Source organism: Larkinella sp. VNQ87, assembly GCF_049445795.1.
Taxonomy (GTDB): Bacteria; Bacteroidota; Bacteroidia; order Cytophagales; family Spirosomataceae; genus Larkinella.
In genome coordinates this window covers 80,353-97,861 of the sequence record NZ_JBMSDT010000021.1, presented here as the reverse complement: position 1 = coordinate 97,861, position 17,509 = coordinate 80,353, and the positions used below count along the sequence as shown (strand labels likewise).

Sequence of the window (17,509 nt, the reverse complement as noted above, 5' to 3'; positions counted from 1 at the left end):
CGGCGGTTAAGCGGAGGACATCAGAGTTTATCAGAGAACAACTCCGCTCAACTCTGATGTCCTCCGCTTAACCGCCGGGCGGCCCCGTCTGCGAAATAACTGTTACCCTTCGCCACATAAATCCCTCAAAACGGCCCCGTTACCGGTTTTAGTACAAGTCTCTGAAAAAAAATAAAAGCTTGTGCAACGTTGACCCATAAGGCCGTGTCATTGAGAAGAAAATCAGCCGCATCCGATTCCTCAGTCCGCTTGGAAACAAAGTTGTATATCGATCGACATGTAGAACTCGTAGAAAAATGTAAGCAAGGTGAACGGCGTGCTCAGTACGAATTGTACAAGCACTATTCAAAAGCCATGTTTAACGTTTGTATGCGAATCCTCAACCATGTAGGTGAGGCCGAGGATGTATTGCAGGAGGCTTTTCTGGATGCGTTCAACAACCTCCATACGTTCCGGAATCAATCGACGTTTGGAGCGTGGCTGAAACAAATCGTCGTCAACCGGGCCATCAACCACCTCCGCAGCCGGAAAAGCCGGGGCGGTATTCAGTGGACCGACCTGGATTCGCAACGGCTGGGCGAAGACGACGGTCTGGATGTGGCTGACACCGAACCCTACGACGAGGAAGGCGTCCAACTGGAAGTCGACCGAGTACGCCGGGCCATGCAGGATTTGCCGGAAGGGTATCGGGTCGTTTTATCGCTGTATTTGTTCGAAGGCTATGATCATGAGGAAATCGGAGCCGTGCTGGGCATCAGCGAAACCACGTCCCGCACGCAGTACATGCGCGCCAAGAAGCGGCTAGTAGAGATGTTAAAATAAAATTGCGAAAGCGTGAAAGAGCGAAAGAGCGAATAGCTCCGCTAAGTACTTAGTTTCTGAGGAGTTATTCGCTCTTTCACTCTTTCACGCTTTCACTCACTAAGTATGATGAAAGACCGATTAGAACGATTTGTCCGGGATAACCGGGAGGATTTCGATGTATTTGAGCCCAGGGCGGATTTGTGGAAGAATTTGGAAAAAGAGCTCGGACACAAAGAACGCCCGCTGTGGCTGGGAGTGAACCGACCCGCCTGGATGGAACGCCGTGCGATCTGGCAACTGGCAGCCTCCATCGCCCTCATGATAGGTCTGGGCGGTTTTTGGTATTTCAATCAACAGTACGGTGTTACTGAGCAACCGGAGATGGTTGCCTTTAGTCCAACCTATGCCCGAACTGTGCAACAGTATACCCGCTTAATTGAAGACAAGCGGGGCGAATTGAAAACCGTTCTAGAAAGCAATCCGGCTTTGTACCAGCAGTTTGCGGCTGATCTGGACCGGCTGGAAAAAACTTACCAGAATCTGAAGCAGGAATTGCCCAAAACGCCTAATCAGGAAATTCTGATTCAGGCGATGGTCGACAACCTGAAAACCCAGATCGACTTGCTCAATCAGCAGTTGATGATTATTCAACGGATTAAACAACAAAACCATGAACCGAATCACAGTGCTGTTTAATATATTGTTCATCAGTGCGTTGGCGGTCGGCTCCGCGCGGGCCGACAACAACCCGCTGAGTGAACGAAAAAAAACCATCGTCAAGGTGTATGACGTAACCGCCAAAGATCATTTAGTTATTGAAAATCAGTTTGGTAATGTCAATATCAATGTCTGGAACCGCGACGAAATCCGGGTGGATATTACCGTGAAAGCCAACGCCAGTTCGGACGAACGGGTGCAGAAATACCTCGATGCGGTGGAAATCAACGAAAAGCGCTCCGGCGATCAGATTAGCTTGAAGACTACGCTGGATAAATCCGGTTTTGGTGGCAACTGGGTGATGAACCGGACGAAAGACGGCGAGAAAAACGGCGTTCAGATCGACTACCAGGTTTCGATGCCAAAAACGAATCCGCTGACAATCAAAAACTCGTTCGGCAACACGAATGTCCCGACCTTTAGTGGTCCTTTGACCATCAACCAGCAATACGGAAATTTCTCAACGACTGAACTGAACAGTGATAACGTCAACGTGGATGTCCGGTTTGGAAAAGCCGACATTCAGGCGATGGAAAATGGGAAGCTGAACATTCAATACTCAAAACTGCAACTGGAAAAAGCCAACAACATTAATCTAAACAACCAGTTCGGCGGGCTTTGGATTGGGGAAGTCAAACGGCTGGACGGCAAAATTGGTTATTCCGGCGCTAAAATCGGGACGGTGAAAGAATCCTGCAACGTGAAGCTCGACTTCTCGGGCGGTTTTAAGATCGACCAGCTCACGAAGTCCGTCGACAACATTGATATTCAGGCCAATTACTCATCAGTTGTGTTGCCGATGGCCAACGCCAGTGACTACAATTTCGATGTGACAGTCAGCTACGGTGGTTTTAAATACCCCAACGACGGCCGGATGATGATGACGACCCAACCCAGCGACGACGACCGCGGCCCTAAACTGACGAAACAATACAGCGGCAAGGTCGGGAAAGGTACGACAACCCGCGTCCGGGTGGTGTCGAAGTTCGGGGATGTTAAATTCCAGTAAGCTACGATTTGGGCGTGAGTAACTCAATCACGTCGCGGTGTTGCGGAAACTGGCTCACCAACGCTCCCCGCTCGGCCAGTTCAAAATCCGCAAAATCAAAACCGGGTGCTACGGTACAACCGACCAACGAATAAACCGTATCCGCTGCCGGTTTTGAGCCAAACCAGCAACCCGCTGGAACGACGGTCTGGAATACCTCCCCCGCAGCCGGATTATTGCCTAACTGGATGATTTCCAGCTTGCCCGATGGGTCAATGACGTACACATTCAGCGGACCACCGGCATAAAAGTGCCACATCTCATCAGCCTGGATGCGGTGCAGGGCCGAGAAATGGTGGTTCTCCAACAAAAAGTAAATACCGGTGCTGAAACTCCGGTCGCCGGAAAACCGGGCGGGCAGGGCCTGCTGCGGGATCATCTCCGGCGACCGGTAGGTTTCGGCAAAGTAGCCTCCTTCGGGATGGGCCTGCATCCGATACGCATCAATCCAATAGTGGGCGGGTACAGTCATTGAAAAAGCTATAATTTGACACGCTGAACAACCGCTTTCACCGGTTCGGGCGACACGACCCGGACCGTGTGTTCGACCTTCAGCGGAATCCTGACGAAATCCCCCGCTTTCAGTCGAACGGTTTCTCCGCCTATCCGGCATTCGCATTCGCCTTCCAGAATCAGAAAACTTTCATGTTCGTCGTGGTGGCGCTCCGGCCTGATTTCGTGCCGCGCCCACAGAATGAACTGTTCGACGCCATCATGGTTCCGCAACGGATACACATACAGATTCCGGAATTCCGGGGCTGGCGAAAGGCCCGCTAGGGTCCGCTGCCACTGTTCACTATCGCTATATACGTTGATCAGCGGAAGGCACTGCAAATCAAAAACCGGCGGTTCGCCGAGTTGGCCTAACGTTTCCAGAATCTGACCTTTCAGACCTTTATTTGCAATATCTTGTTGTAAATCAGACGGTTTTATTGACACTAATAACTGATCAATTGCCTTCTGCACTTCTGGATACAACCTCGCCATCCGCTCTACCTCCAGAACTTCTTCGGGTTGAAGCAAGCCAAGGCAATACTCATTGAGTATTCCCGAGTCAATAAAATCCCGTACCTTACTCATCCCTAAAATTAACTGCCGCTGATTTCAGCTATACACGTTTAAATCCAGTTGTACTAAAAACGAAGATACACATTTTTTACGACCCGCATGCGACTAACCGTCACCCCCGAAAACCTGCTGGAATGGATTGCCCTGCAAATCAATATGGTACCGCTGCCGTTGCTCCACGCCCAGATTTTCCCGATCGTCGGTAAAGCCGTGTTAGAAGCGGCCGACAAAGGCGTTTTCGAAGCGGTTAGTGAAGGGCATCAAACCGTTGCAGAGGTTGCTACGCATTGCCGGTTACATCCGAAAGCGTTGCGGGAATTGCTGGATTTGCTGGTGGTTTTGAAGTATTTACACTATCGGAATGGCCGCTATACGCTGACGCGTATCAGCAAACGCTGGGTGTTGCAGGAAAACCAGGAGTCGGTTTTTGGCATGATGGTGTTCAACAACCGGGTGGTCTGGCCGTGGCTGGAGCAACTCGGCCGCTACCTGCAAACCGGCGAAGGCATTCAGTACCACGACCACCTGACATCCGAACAATGGACGTATTACCAAAACGCCATGCTGGCGGCCACGGGTACTGAAGCCAAGGAGTTTGGCCGGAAAGCACCCGTACCGAAAACCGCTAGGCTGATGCTTGACATTGGCGGGGCGCATGGACAGCATTCCGTTGCACTTTGCCGCCGATTGCCACACTTGCAGTCGGTTATCCTGGATTTACCGCCCGCTATCGAAAAAGCCGCTCCTTTGCTGGCACAGGCCGGGATGGGCGAGCGTGTGCGGCACCAGCCCGGCAACGCCCTGACCGACGATTTTGGCGAAAACCGCTACGACATTGTCCTGATGTCGAGCCTGGCGCATCATTTTTCGGATGAGCAAAACCGGGCCGTAGCCCGGAAAGTCGCTAATGCCCTGAAACCTGGAGGTGTTCACATCATCAACGAGTTTATCCGTCCGGAGGCTGATGGCAAATCCGGGGGAGTTGGTACGAACCTGGTCGGCAACAGCATGGATTTGTTCTACGGCCTGACCAGCACCGCTGGGAATTATTCAGTGCGTGAAATTCAGCGGTGGCAGACCGACGCGGGACTGAAACTGTTCAAGGTCAAAACGTACCTTTCGATTCCGGGCCGGGCGATGGTTGTCGCCCAAAAACCGGGTTAACCGATCACCAGTTTCTCGATCAGCAGAATGAACAGGTGAATCACTTTAATGTGGACTTCCTGAATGCGGTCGGCGTAGCCGAAATGGGGCACCCGGATTTCGACATCGGCGGTTCCGGCCAATTTGCCGCCGTCTTTGCCGGTCAGCAACACCACTTTCAAGCCTTTTTCCCGGGCGGCTTCCACGGCTTTGATAATGTTCGGGGAGTTGCCGCTGGTACTGATACCGAGCAGCACATCTCCTTCGTTGCCCAGTCCTTCGATAAACCGCGAGAAGATGAACTCGTAGCCATAATCGTTGCCAACGCAGGAAATGTGGCTCGTGTCCGAAATGCAGAGGGCCGCCAGCGCCCGCCGGTCGTTACGGTACCGTCCCGACAGTTCCTCGGCGAAGTGCATGGCATCGCAATGCGAGCCGCCGTTGCCGCAGGAAATGATTTTATGACCGGTTTGCAGGGCGTCGGCCATCAGCCGGGCCGCCTGCTCAATCGCGGCCAGATTTGCAGAATCACTTATAAACGTGTCGAGAACCGAACGGGCTTCGGTCAGTTCCTGACGAATGAGTCGATCAAGCATTCGCAGTTTGATTTAAGTGCCCTTCATGCCGTGGCCCAGGCGTTTTTTGTAGTTAGACAACCTCTGAAGGATCTCTTCAGGAGTCGAAACATCCCCGATTTTACAAAACGAGGGTTCGGTACGGCAGGTTCCAGCGCAACGCGAAGGACGTTGAAGATGTATTGTAGCGCAACCGGTCGGTCTGGCTGTCGCTCTTGCGAAGAATCTGTTGAAAATCAAGAAACAAGTTGTGCCTGAACATGAACGACAGCCGAACATCGGCATAGGTTACCAGCGTTTTGAGTCCCTGCCCAATGTGATGGCCGGTTCCCGGTGGCTGATTCGGCCAGTTATAGCGGGTTTCGTATGATTTCAGCAGGTTGCCGCCATAATTCCGGTTGGGCGGGTCCACACCATATTCCATCAGGCCAAACGTCCCGGTCAGGTTCCAGCGGTTCAAGGGCTGATACCGCGCAATGACCAGCCCCTCGATGAAGTTGGCTCCAAGCGGATGCGCCAGCGGTTGGTTGTAATGCACGTAGTTCGTCTGCCCGGACCGGTGCGAATACGTATAAGGTCGCGCTAGGTTCATTTCAGCCTGCAAGTCCAGATTCGGAATGTCGAATGCATCGATGTATTTCAAACCGGCCTGCACCGCAAACTTGTTGATCCAGGAACCATTGCCCGCCCGCAGCTCACTAATTTTGAACTCATCGAACATAAGCTGGCCGTACGCCAGGAAGCGCCGGGCAAAATTACCTTTAAAATCCAGTCCAATGAGCGCGTTGTCTACACTGCCCCGGTAGGATTCGATAAAGCGGTAAAAAATAATCGGATTAAAATAATTCAGTTCCAACTGACTGCGGCTGTAAACCTCTGCTTCGAAAACCCCTACGTTGATGTGGTCGCCAAGGTTAACACTAAGGTGGTGAATGGCCGTATATTTCTGTTGAAGCAGTATTTCTGAGCTAAGAGCCGCCTGCCGGTTTTGAAACTCCGTCAACAGGTTGGTATACAGAAACGGCCCTAGTTTGGTGCTAACTTTTAAAAATAAATAGGGCGCACTGTTGTCAGATAACAGCAGTGACCGGTATCCGTTGCCGAAGAAATTCCGGTCATGCCCGAACTGAATATTGATAATTTTTAAGGCATTGAAGGTAATGTATCCCCGGGCCGAAAGAAAGTCGGCCCCACCAAAAGGGGCCGTATTGGGGTTTCGGGGAGCAATTCGCTTCGTCAGTCCTTCGAAGGGGGCAAAACCCAGGTCGGTATTTTGGGTATACTGGTACTGATCGTCGTATTCCCAGATATAGCGCGGAAACACGGCCTGATTATCAGACAAATAAGTATAGAAACTCAACCGCTTCCGGATATTGCCCCGAATCTCCAGCCCCCGCGAGTTAACATACGGGTTGAACGATTTTCCAAGCTCGCCTGTATTGGTTTCGGCCCCATAACTGAAATTGACTGCCGGACTGATGTGAACGTCAAAATCCTCATTCTGATAATAATAAGCGTCGTTTTTTTTCCTATAGAAAGGGCCCCAGGACCGGCGGCTATCACCCGGCTGCTTCTGACCGGCATGCAGTTCGGAGGTTCGTAATTGCAGAAGAGGTATTGAATCCGGGTAAACGGCAGGAACCCATTCCCAGCTATCGTCGCGCAGGTAGCGAACATTGAACCGGTCGACGGGTGATAAGCGGACAAACGGATCACCCAGAATGCTGTCGGTTAATTGAACAACGGCCTGACGACTGTAGGGTTTGACTGCACTGTGAAAGCCCCTGGCCCATTGCCCTTGCTTGACTTCCAGCCGATCGATCAGGTGGTACGAATCGCTGTTTAGTGGTATCGTTTGGCTTTGGGCTTGTGCCGACGCCGTCAGCCACACGAAAGCAATTCCGGTTGTAAAAATATTCCTCATTGGCACTTTCACACGGCAACCGCCCGGACGGCGCCCTTGATGACGTGGACTTGATTTACTGCACAAATTAGGGAAAGGGTTTGGATAATCCGACACATTCCCGTTAAATTACCCCGAAAAAGCCTCTATGTTTGTTTTCGCCGACCATCCTTCCCTGGCCGATCAGTTTATTGCCGAACTTCGTGATGTAACCATTCAGCAAGATTCGATGCGATTCCGGCGCAATCTGGAGCGGCTGGGCGAGTTGATGGCCTACGAAATCTCCAAGTCGATGACGTTTCAGGTCGTGAAGGTGCAAACCCCGCTGGGCGTCTCTCCGACTCCAATGATCAAACACCCGCCGGTTTTGGCAACTATTCTGCGGGCCAGCCTGCCGTTTCACCAGGGATTTCTGAATTATTTCGACCGGGCCGAAAATGCCTTTATCGGCGCTTACCGTGGCTATCAGCCGCTCAGCGAAGAGTTTGAAGTAGCGATGGATTACATTTCCAGCCCCGACCTGAGCGGCAAAACCGTCATTCTGATGGACCCGATGCTGGCTACCGGCCGCTCGCTGGAAAAGGTGTACCACGCGCTCCTGCGGTTCGGAACCCCGGCCAAAACACACATTGCCGCCGTACTGGCCAGCCCGGAAGGCATCCGGTACGTGCAGGAAAAAATGCCCCATTGCCACCTCTGGCTCGGGGCTATCGACGAGCGGCTGAATGCGCACTACTACATCGTTCCTGGTCTGGGTGATGCGGGCGACCTGGCCTTTGGCGAGAAAATCTGATCAGAAGCCTTCCTTCTTATCGTCTTCTTTCTCTTTTTTCTTCTCCACCACTTTCTTCGGGGCTTCTTTGGCTCCGGCGGCTGGCTTGGGCTGCGGTTTTGGCTTTTCTTTGGTTTTGTACTGATCCAGATACCGGTTCGTAAACTGGTCTTTCTCGAACACATCGGCGGCCACGATGGCTACCCCTTTGGCGGCTTTTCCGCCCGCCAAAATCCGGTCGTTCAGTTCCTGATCGGAGGTCAGCATGGCCAGTTGCGCCATCGAACCACCGCCCGATTTATAATCCCAGTAAAACCAGACATCCGGCGAGGCTTCGAGGTAAATCGTCGCTTCGTCGCCCCCGTCGTGCTTCCGGATTTCGACAAAGCCTTCCATCTGGGCGTTGATATCCACGTTTTCAATGTTCGACACCCCGATGGAACCGACACTATAGAACGCATTGTGCTTGTCCGACCAGCGCAGGTTCACGTTCGAAAGCACCAGCGAAGCCACAAATTTCGGAGCCGCCTGCGTGATAGAAACGTGCTGGTTCTGGGCCTTCGTCCGGTAGACGTCGGTGGCTTTCTGACCAATCAGAGCCGCCAGTTTGGCCGTTAGCCGGTCGAGGTCGTCGTCGGCGGCTTCGTCGTTTTTCTCGTCCAGATTGGCCTTCACGATCTTCTCGGCCAGGGCGGCATTGACCGGCTGCGGAACCGGCAGGGCAAAACCGACCAGGGCGTTCAGCCGCAACGTGGTGCTGTCGACATTGGCCCGTCCTGTTCCGGACGCAAAGACGAAATTGTTCGGCGTGGAGCCCGTCATGCCCGTGTTCATCAGGTTTACGGCGCCCTGAAAATTCATGACGCCCGTCGCATCGTTGAACGTAAACGCGCCTTCCACGTCCTCAAGACCAGCCGCATCCTTCTTCACAATCCGGAATACCTTGTCTTTTTCGTCGTAGGTCATCACGCCCGTCGCCCGGAACAGATCGTCATCTTTGTCGCTTTCCTTGGTCGACAGGAAGGTGGGATACAAACCGGCTGCGCCCCCGCCCCGGAAGTGTAAACCGGCCGTCAACGGTTGGTTGCCGTCGTTTTTCAACATCTCATCGACTTTGATGCTGAAGCTTTCTCCGATTTTTTCTTTCATCGGAATCCAGTCGCTCACCAACTTCGGGCGTTTTTTCAACGCCATTTTGATCGCGCCTTCCAGCTTCAGGTCCTGCTCGGGTGCCATCATCGTGATGCTGCCCCGGAACTGCACTTTGGGGGCCAGCATCACGTTGTCGCGTTCATCGACATCGGCGCGGGCCACGGTGTAGTACGTTTTTGCCAGTTCGTTGTTTTTGCCTTTCCGGCCTGCATTCCGGTTATTCGACGCCAGCGCCACCGGAGCCGCTTCCTTCAGTTCGAAACTGCCCATTTTGATGTTGGCCGTATCGCCTTTGGCCGCCATAAACTGGTACACCGCTTCGCCCGAAAACCGGGTCCGCGACTGCACCTGAATGTTTCCGTTTTTCAGTTTATGGAACAAACTGGTCGTATCCAGCTCCAGCCGGGCGTTTTTCAAAGGTACCATTTCACCGTTCCGCTTGATGGTCACCAGTCCCTTATCCGGGTAAATCCGGGCGTCGGCCGAAGTCACGTAAGGAACCCCGCTCACGTTCAGCGTGGCTTTTTCTACGTCATACACCGCTGATGCGCCGTTGAACGTCAGCCCCTCCTGCTCCTCGGCGGTCGCCGTGAAGGTCGACGTTTTGGCGGCTTTCATCGTGATCGTTTTGGCCGCAATATTCCACTGCGCCTTGTTGATTGAAGTTTTGTAAGCGGCATTCGGGAATTCCAGGCTCGATTCCACCGTATCGCTGATCGCCGTTGCCGCCGTATTGGTCGCAATCGTGACCACACCTTTCACCTGGTTGAAATCCACATCGACTTTTGTCCCGAGCAGCATCGGCTTTGTCGCATTCGCTAGTTTTTCGGCCGACATCACCCGGAACTGCGCCTTATCCGCCGTGAAGCCTTCCTTGTTAAACTTGATATTCTCCGATTGAGCCTCTGAATCCGCCCGCTTCACCAGCCCTTTCCCGAATAAACCGCCCGAACGAACCAGCAACTCGCCTTTCAGGTTGGTCGACCCGTTGTAAAAACTAAAGTGATCGGCTTTGGTCGAAATCTTCATGCTGTCGGCTTTCGGGTACCACTTCATCGTGTAATTCTTGATGTCGACCGCCGGGAAGTACGCTTTTCCGACCAGGCCTTCCTTGATCTGCCCGGTTTCGCCCGATGCCACCAGCGAGTCGGTCATCATCAGAATTTGGCTGGCAGGCAGGACGGCATTCAGGTGCGAAACTGTCCCTTCCGCCCGCAGCCCTTTCCGATCCATGATCAGTTTGCCCGTAAATTTCAAATTGCCTTTGCCACCGTAGAGCGGATAGCCCCCCGCCGGAGCCGTGTGCTCAAAGCCCAGCGAGTTGTCGGGCATCGACTTGAGCGTGGTTTTGATGGGCGGGAAAATGCCGTCGGAATGAAACGTTCCATTGAATGCAATATCGCCCTTGCCCAGGCTGTCGTTGTCCACCGCCGGGACTTTGAAATAGACATTTTTGTTGTACGTCAGATTGCCCCGATTCGACTGGTTGAAATAAACCGTCATTCCTTCCGGCATCACCAGCCGTTGGGTGACCTTCTTATCCTTCTGCCGACCGGATTTGTTCCCCTTGTCAGCCAGGAAAACCGTACCCGGTTTTTCGTACTGAATATCACCACCAATTTCCTGATTTTTGCCCTGTGGGGTAAACGTGATCGAGTCGATCTTGGTCATGTTCATCGAAAACTGGTCGTAGTTGAAGCCCAGGTCGCGGCCCGTGTACCGCATGTTGCCGGATTTCAACTGGCCCGTCAGCGTAAACGCCCGGTTTTTGCCAATCCGCAGCGTTTTGTCCGTCGGAACGGCCGTAATTTTCAGCGAGTCACTGATGCTGAACCGTTCAACGCCCCGGATGGTCAGGAATTTATCGGCCAGGTTGATCGTCGCGTTCGTAGTACTGTCGTTCGATGGATAGGTCGAGCGAATCAGGAAGTTGTCGTAATCCTGTTTGCGGGCATTCGCCAGCACATACAGCACGCCTTTACGGCTCAGGCGCATTTCTTCCGTCTTCGGGTTCATGTCGATGTACCCCAACGCCACCATCCGTTGCAGTACGTTGCGCATCACCGGCGGACTAATCTTGGAATACGTCGCCAGGTCGTCGGCAAAAAACGTCTGCGTTTTCTTCACCGTTACGTAGTTGGCGGCCAGTTGCAGCGGATGAAAGCCAAAATCCGCCGACATTCCGGCGTAGCGTTCAGGATAGAAAAAGTCATACGATTCAAACCGCACCGGTACTTCCTTCTTGGCCGCTAGTTGGTAAAAATCGACCTTCTGACGCGGCAAGTCCCAGCGAACGACTTCGGGCTGAATGTAAAACTTGTGGTAGCTGTCGCTGAAATAGGTTTCGGAATACCCGGTTTTTTCGGCTTTGCCCAGGCGCGCAATTCCGGCGGTTTGGTCATACCGGAACGTAACACCGGGATGGTAGAGCGTATCGGCCGCATCGATGTAACCGGTGAAAGAAACCAGTGGACTTGAAATCACCGAATCGGCAAATTCGAACCGGCGGCTGCTGGCTTTGAAAGCCGGTTTTCCTTTAAAACTGACTTGCAACAACGAAGGCTGTCCATCGGCCGACGAACCGTACAGCCGCGTTCCGGCCAGGGCAATGCCGCCCCGGTAGGTGCTGCCGTTGCCCAGGTTGGTCAGCATCACGTCGTTGGTCCACGACATAAACCGCGGGTACGAAGGCGGTTGGTTGGCCGTCCGTTTCTTACTGTCGAACTCGAACTTACCCTTAACCGGTTTTGCGAGCGGTTTGAAAGTCAGCGTCACGTCGTCGGCCGTAATTTTAGGGTTTGCCACGCCGAAGCTGTAGTCGGCCAGTGTCACGAACGTCTCGGGTTGCCCGGCCGATTCCCAGGAAAACGAGCCGCCTTTCCCGACCCAGATGCCGTCTTTTAGCAGCAACGAGCCATCGGTTTTCCGCAGCGCGACCGAATCGTTCGCCGTTGTAATGACCAGATCCAAACCTTTGATTTCCAGTACCGGCCCGGTTAGCGTGGGCATCGGTTTGCGGTCAAACGACAGAAACGGTACGGCTTTTCCGGTCGAATCCAGCGGCAAATCCCAGCCGTCCGACTCGGCAGATTTGGCGACGGTTGTCTGCGGTTTTTTGGCCGCACTCAGGCTGTCGGCGATTGCGGCCGGAGTGCTGGCGTTGGGGTCGACAAACCGCAGCGAGAACGTGCCACCGTTGGCGTAGAGCTTGTTGTAATTGCTGGCGTACAAAAACCGCTTTTCGGCAAACAGCCGGACGCTTTCCAGCACCTTCGCCAGCGTTTTGGCGTCGTATTTATCAAACGATTTTTCGGCCACCGTCAGGAAGTTATCCACTTCGGCCGGGCTGGCCTGCTGCGTATTGAGCAGGTAGAACAACGATTCATACAAAGGAGCAAACTGCTGCGCGGCCTGGTAGCGCTTGGCGTTCATTTTCCGGCTCAGGGCCATGACGCGCTCTTTCTGCGGAGCCGACAGCCGGTTTTCCGTAAACAGCGTTTCGAGGTTCTTTTCCGCCTTCTGAGCGTAGGCCCCGCCCGAATTCATCAGTTTCTGTAAATCCGGCAGAAACTGCTCGGGGTTGTCCGACAGCTTGACGTTTTGGGCCGTTGCCGCCGTCGTTATCAGCAGCAACCCGGCCAGCATGCAGTATAGCTTGTTCATCGTAGTTGCGTACCCACGGACTTTAGTCCGTGTTTTGGGGAGTTTATTCACTCCGGATGTTGATACTAACTGACACGGACTAAAGTCCGTGGGTACTTAAGGGGTACGGGTAAATCGTAGTGAAACCCAGTTATTTCGGGACAACTGCCCGGTTTTTGTCAATCCTTCGGCTTGTGCTTTTTCTTCAATATCCACTGCATCCTGCTGGTAAAAACCGCTTACGAGCAAGGTAGCCTCCGGTTTCATCCGCCGGACATACGCCGGTATATCGGCTAACAACACATTGCGGTTAATGTTGGCTAGCACGATGTCGAACCGTTCTTCCGGGTTCACCTCATGAATCGTGCCCTGAAAAACCTCGATGCCTGAACACTGGTTCAGGTCGGCATTTTCGCGGGCATTTTCCACGGCCCATTCTTCAATGTCGAAGGCAACGACTCGTTCGGCGCCCTGCAAGGCCGCCAGAATCGCCAGAATCCCGGTGCCGGAGCCCACATCGAGCACGGTTTTTCCGGCCGCATCGACGCTCAACTGGTGTTCGAGCATCATGGCTGTCGTCTCGTGGTGGCCCGTTCCGAACGACATTTTGGGGTTAATCACAATGTCGTACCGAACCGTCGAAACTGGCTCGTGAAACGACGCCCGGACGCGAATTTGATCCTGAACGTCAATCGGTTGGTAATTCCGCTCCCACTCCTCGTTCCAGTTCTTTTTTTCTAACGAATGGAGTTGGTAGGCTATTGCGGTTTGATCGGCGTATTTATCGACGACCGCCCGGACCGCCGTCTCGTCAAAATCTGGCTCCAGGATGTAGGCATTCAGGCCGTCGTCGGTTTCAACAAACGACTCAAAACCCAGTTCAGCCAGTTCGGCCATCAGCATATCGGTGTAATCGGGAGAAACCGTGAGTTGTAGTTCCGTGTAATTCATAAGGTAAAGAAACGAAAAAAGGACGAACCGGAAGGCGCGTCCCTTTTTTGGATTTGGGTAAAAAAGCGATGGACGAATTTAAAATGTAAAATGATGAATATTAAATATTGAAGTGCTCGATTGGGAAACACTTTGACATTTTACATTCGCCATTTTACATTTTAAATTATTCTACCATTTTCACCGAACCAGCTCCATCAAATCCTTGTCGTTCACCTCTTTACGAATATCAGCCATGTCGAGGAAGCGTTTGTAGAGCGTGTCGAGCGTCGGTTTGTCATACCGATACCCGAGCAATTCGAGCCGGTGTTTCAGCGCGTGGCGACCGCTCCGGGCCGTCAGCACAATGGACGATTTGGGCACACCCACTTCCTGGGGCGTCATTATTTCGTAGTTCTCGGCGTGTTTCAGAAAACCGTCCTGGTGAATGCCCGACGAGTGCGCGAAGGCATTGCGACCCACGATGGCTTTGTTGGCCTGCACCGGCATCCGCATCATTTCCGACACGAGCTGGCTGATTGGATACAGCCGTTTGGCGTCGATCCCGGTTTCAAAACCGAGTTCTTTGTGCACTTTCAGCGCCATCACTACTTCTTCGAGCGAGGTATTTCCAGCCCGTTCGCCGATGCCGTTGATCGTGACTTCCACCTGGCGTGCGCCCTGCTGAATACCGGCCAACGTGTTAGCCGTCGCCAGCCCGAGGTCGTTATGGCAGTGAATCGAAATCGTGGCCTGATGCACGTTCGAGACGTGTTCGTAAATGTATTTGATCTTGTTGCCGTATTCGTCGGGCAGGCAATACCCGGTCGTATCAGGAATGTTGACTACCGTAGCCCCGGCCGCAATGACAGCTTCAGTCAGTTGCGCCAGAAACTGAAGGTCGGCTCGTCCGGCATCTTCGGCGTAAAACTCCACATCCTCTACGTAACTGCGAGCGTGTTTCACAGCCGCAACCGCCTGTTCTAGAATCTGTTCGCGGGTGCTGTTGAACTTATTCCGGATATGAATGTCTGACGAACCAATGCCCGTGTGAATCCGCCCGCGCTTGGCGTATTTCAGGGCCTCACCGGCGGCATCGATGTCTTCTTTTTTCGCCCGGGAAAGCGCGCAGATCACCGGCTCGGTAACGGCTTTCGAAATGGCAACAACCGATTGAAAGTCACCGGGGCTGGAAACCGGAAAACCCGCTTCGATGATATCGACGCCGAGACGTTCCAGTTCTTTCGCCACCACAATTTTTTCATCCGTGGTTAGCTGGCTACCCGGCACTTGTTCGCCGTCGCGCAGGGTGGTGTCGAAAATATAAATCCGTTGGCTCATGGTTAGTAAAGAATATAGGGGGTAGAGTTTTCGCGCAGGTTCAAATTCGGGACAGCAACTGCTTGCCCATGTCGTCCGTGCCCAGAATGCGATCGGCCGGGGTGTTGGCATCGGCAATGTCGCGCGTCCGGTAACCGGCTTTCAGCACCTGATCGACGGCGTTGACAACGGCTTCGGACTCTTCCTTCATGCCGAACGAAATATCGAGCATCAAAGCCGCCGACAACACCGACGCCAGCGGATTCGCCACGCCCTTGCCCGTGATGTCGTGGGCCGATCCGTGAATGGGTTCGTACAGGCCCGTCGTGTCACCGATGGAAGCCGACGCCAGCATCCCCATCGAACCGGCAATCTGCGACGCTTCGTCCGTCAGGATATCGCCGAACAAATTGCCCGTCACGACCACATCGAACCGGCGCGGATCTTTGATCAGCAACATGGCGGCCGCATCGATGAACTGGTGTTCCACTTCCACGTCCGGATACCGTTTGGCAACGTCCAGCAGGACTTCGCGCCACAGCCGGGACGCTTCCAGGACGTTCGCCTTATCGACCGAGCACAGTTTTTTCCGGCGCGTCCGGGCGGCTTCGAACGCCTTGACGGCAATCCGCTCGACTTCATACCGGCTGTAAATCATGACGTCGTAGGCCGTATCGCCATCGTCTTTCCGGCCTTTTTCGCCAAAATACACATCGCCGGTTAGTTCGCGGAAAAACAAAATATCAGCGCCCTGCAAAAATTCCGGTTTGATGCTCGACGCCTGCAACAGTTCGTCGAACAATTTGATCGGCCGCAGGTTGGCGTACAGACCCAGCGCCTTCCGAATACCGAGCAGCCCCTGTTCCGGCCGCACTTTCAGCGTGGGGTCGTTGTCGTATTTCGGGTGACCGACGGCACCGAACAGAATGGCGTCCGACTGCTTCGATTTCGTGATGGTTTCTTCCGGCAGCGGATTGCCCGTCGCTTCGATGGCCGCGTGACCAATCAGCGCTTCATCGTACGTAAATTCATGACCGAATTTTTCGGCAATGCGGTCCAAGACCTGTTTTCCTACGGCGGTGACTTCCTGACCAATACCGTCTCCGGCAATGACTACAATGTGTTTCTTCATTCGTTTTTAATGAGCGAATGAGTGATTGAGCGAATGAGTGAATAGCTTCGCAAAGGTGGAAAACTGGCGGAGCTATTCACTCAATCACTCATTCACTCAATCAAAAATTAGAATGGGCTAAATCGTATTGTTTAATTTCTTCTTTCAGGCTCAACAGGTAATCGATGTCGTCGTAACCGTTCATCAGGCACTGCTTTTTGTAAGCATTGATAGCAAACGATTCTTTCAAGCCGTTTTCCAGAACGATCTCCTGATTGACCAGATCGACGGTGATCTGCGTTTGCGGGTTGGCTTCGATGGCCTTGAAAACTTCCGCCAGGAACGCATCCGATACCTGCACCGGCAACACGAAGTTGTTCAGGGCGTTGTTCCGGAAAATATCGGCGAAAAAGCTGGAAATGACCACTTTAAAACCGTAGTCGTGCAGCGCCCAGGCTGCGTGCTCACGGCTGGAGCCCATCCCGAAGTTTTTGCCGGCCACCAGGATACGCGCCCCGGCGAAGGTCGGGTTGTTCAGCACGAAATCGGCTTTGGGCGTATCGTCGCCGTTATACCGCCAGTCGCGGAACAGGTTGTCGCCAAATCCCTCGCGCGTGGTGGCTTTCAGGAACCGGGCCGGGATAATCTGGTCGGTATCAATGTTCTCGATCGGCAGCGGAGCCGCAATCGAGACGAGTTTATGTAAGGTTTCTTTGCTCATTCTGAATCTCAATTAACTTCTCTAGTAAAGCGGGTAAATAAGCTTTAATCGTATTGTAAACTGTTGCCGCCGAAATGCCAAAATACTCGTGAGCCAACTTGTTTCGCATGGCTCGCATCAGCTTCCACTCAACGGACGGATACTTCGCTTTTAAGGAGTCAGACAGCCGAATTGTCGCTTCACCGATAATTTCAAAACGCCGGTAAACGGCATCCTGAAGCAGAATACTCTGGTGAAAATCCACTTCCGTTTTCCCTCGTACGTGCTCAAAGATGATGTGAATACTTTCGATAATATCCTGCAAGTAAACATCATCATCCCGGATCATATCAAATCGATTTTCCCGGCCATGACCCGATTGCGGATGGAAGGCTTGAGCGCCCGATACTCCACAATATCAACCGGTCGTTTGGTCAAATCAGATAGCTCTTCTTCAAAACGCAAAATATCAAACAAGGTCAACCCGTCCGCTTCGATCAGCAAGTCGATATCGCTGGCGCTTGTTTCCTCACCCCGGGCGAAGGAGCCAAAAATAGCCGCCTTCTGCACCTGATTTTGAAGCAGATACGTTTGAATCGTTTGAAAAAGTGCCTGACTTTGCAT

At 53.0% G+C, this 17,509-nt stretch carries 16 protein-coding genes; 5 read left to right on the top strand and 11 right to left on the bottom strand.

Going from position 1 to position 17,509, the window contains the following annotated elements; all coding sequences use genetic code 11:
• Positions 1–249 precede the first annotated feature (249 nt).
• From ACO2Q8_RS27620 to ACO2Q8_RS27610, 3 genes are all read left to right on the top strand, one after another.
• Positions 250–822: an RNA polymerase sigma factor gene (locus tag ACO2Q8_RS27620; RefSeq protein ID WP_423348135.1), complete on the top strand. Its 573-nt coding sequence runs from the start codon at positions 250–252 to the stop codon at positions 820–822.
• Positions 823–927: 105 nt separating this feature from the next.
• The gene (locus ACO2Q8_RS27615) at positions 928–1,500 is read left to right on the top strand and encodes a hypothetical protein (protein WP_423348134.1); all 573 of its coding nucleotides are present in this window, start codon (positions 928–930) and stop codon (positions 1,498–1,500) included.
• Positions 1,475–2,530, top strand: coding sequence for a hypothetical protein (locus tag ACO2Q8_RS27610; RefSeq protein WP_423348133.1), 1,056 nt, complete (start codon positions 1,475–1,477; stop codon positions 2,528–2,530). The genes ACO2Q8_RS27615 and ACO2Q8_RS27610 overlap by 26 nt, the downstream gene beginning before the upstream one ends.
• Position 2,531: 1 nt before the next feature.
• On the opposite strand, the gene ACO2Q8_RS27605 is transcribed toward ACO2Q8_RS27610, so the two are convergent.
• Entirely contained in the window at positions 2,532–3,041 is a 510-nt protein-coding gene (locus ACO2Q8_RS27605) for a cupin domain-containing protein (protein WP_423348132.1), read from the bottom strand.
• 8 nt (positions 3,042–3,049) lie between these two features.
• Positions 3,050–3,649, bottom strand: a complete 600-nt coding sequence (locus ACO2Q8_RS27600; RefSeq protein WP_423348131.1) for a cupin domain-containing protein — start codon at positions 3,647–3,649, stop codon at positions 3,050–3,052.
• Between the two features lie 87 nt (positions 3,650–3,736).
• On the opposite strand from ACO2Q8_RS27600, the gene ACO2Q8_RS27595 reads away from it, so the two are divergent.
• Positions 3,737–4,801 (top strand): class I SAM-dependent methyltransferase, encoded by a 1,065-nt coding sequence (locus tag ACO2Q8_RS27595; RefSeq protein ID WP_423348130.1) that lies wholly within the window; start codon positions 3,737–3,739, stop codon positions 4,799–4,801.
• Here ACO2Q8_RS27595 and lpcA read toward each other — a convergent pair.
• Together lpcA and ACO2Q8_RS27585 are read right to left on the bottom strand one after the other, a co-directional pair.
• Positions 4,798–5,376 (bottom strand): D-sedoheptulose 7-phosphate isomerase, encoded by a 579-nt coding sequence (gene lpcA / locus ACO2Q8_RS27590; protein WP_423348129.1) that lies wholly within the window; start codon positions 5,374–5,376, stop codon positions 4,798–4,800. The two genes, ACO2Q8_RS27595 and lpcA, sit on opposite strands and share 4 nt — an antisense overlap.
• A 100-nt stretch (positions 5,377–5,476) precedes the next feature.
• Positions 5,477–7,279, bottom strand: a complete 1,803-nt coding sequence (locus ACO2Q8_RS27585) for a hypothetical protein (protein WP_423348128.1) — start codon at positions 7,277–7,279, stop codon at positions 5,477–5,479.
• A gap of 127 nt (positions 7,280–7,406) precedes the next feature.
• On the opposite strand from ACO2Q8_RS27585, the gene upp reads away from it, so the two are divergent.
• The gene (gene upp, locus ACO2Q8_RS27580) at positions 7,407–8,051 is read left to right on the top strand and encodes a uracil phosphoribosyltransferase (protein ID WP_423348127.1); all 645 of its coding nucleotides are present in this window, start codon (positions 7,407–7,409) and stop codon (positions 8,049–8,051) included.
• Here the strand turns inward: upp and ACO2Q8_RS27575 are convergent, their stop codons facing one another.
• The 7 genes from ACO2Q8_RS27575 to ACO2Q8_RS27545 form a co-directional block, all read right to left on the bottom strand.
• Positions 8,052–12,845 (bottom strand): hypothetical protein, encoded by a 4,794-nt coding sequence (locus tag ACO2Q8_RS27575; RefSeq protein WP_423348126.1) that lies wholly within the window; start codon positions 12,843–12,845, stop codon positions 8,052–8,054.
• A gap of 96 nt (positions 12,846–12,941) precedes the next feature.
• Positions 12,942–13,775 (bottom strand): 50S ribosomal protein L11 methyltransferase, encoded by an 834-nt coding sequence (prmA, locus tag ACO2Q8_RS27570; protein ID WP_423348125.1) that lies wholly within the window; start codon positions 13,773–13,775, stop codon positions 12,942–12,944.
• Between the two features lie 180 nt (positions 13,776–13,955).
• The gene (locus ACO2Q8_RS27565; RefSeq protein WP_423348124.1) at positions 13,956–15,095 is read right to left on the bottom strand and encodes a 2-isopropylmalate synthase; all 1,140 of its coding nucleotides are present in this window, start codon (positions 15,093–15,095) and stop codon (positions 13,956–13,958) included.
• 40 nt (positions 15,096–15,135) lie between these two features.
• Positions 15,136–16,206: a 3-isopropylmalate dehydrogenase gene (leuB, locus tag ACO2Q8_RS27560; protein ID WP_423348123.1), complete on the bottom strand. Its 1,071-nt coding sequence runs from the start codon at positions 16,204–16,206 to the stop codon at positions 15,136–15,138.
• A gap of 100 nt (positions 16,207–16,306) precedes the next feature.
• Positions 16,307–16,906 carry a 3-isopropylmalate dehydratase small subunit gene (leuD, locus tag ACO2Q8_RS27555; protein WP_423348122.1) on the bottom strand — a complete coding sequence of 200 codons (600 nt, stop codon included), beginning with the start codon at positions 16,904–16,906 and terminating at the stop codon, positions 16,307–16,309.
• Complete coding sequence (locus ACO2Q8_RS27550; protein ID WP_423348121.1) at positions 16,884–17,234, bottom strand: DUF86 domain-containing protein; 351 nt, start codon at positions 17,232–17,234, stop codon at positions 16,884–16,886. Before ACO2Q8_RS27550 ends, leuD begins: the two co-directional genes overlap by 23 nt.
• Complete coding sequence (locus ACO2Q8_RS27545; RefSeq protein WP_423348120.1) at positions 17,231–17,509, bottom strand: nucleotidyltransferase family protein; 279 nt, start codon at positions 17,507–17,509, stop codon at positions 17,231–17,233. The genes ACO2Q8_RS27550 and ACO2Q8_RS27545 overlap by 4 nt, the downstream gene beginning before the upstream one ends.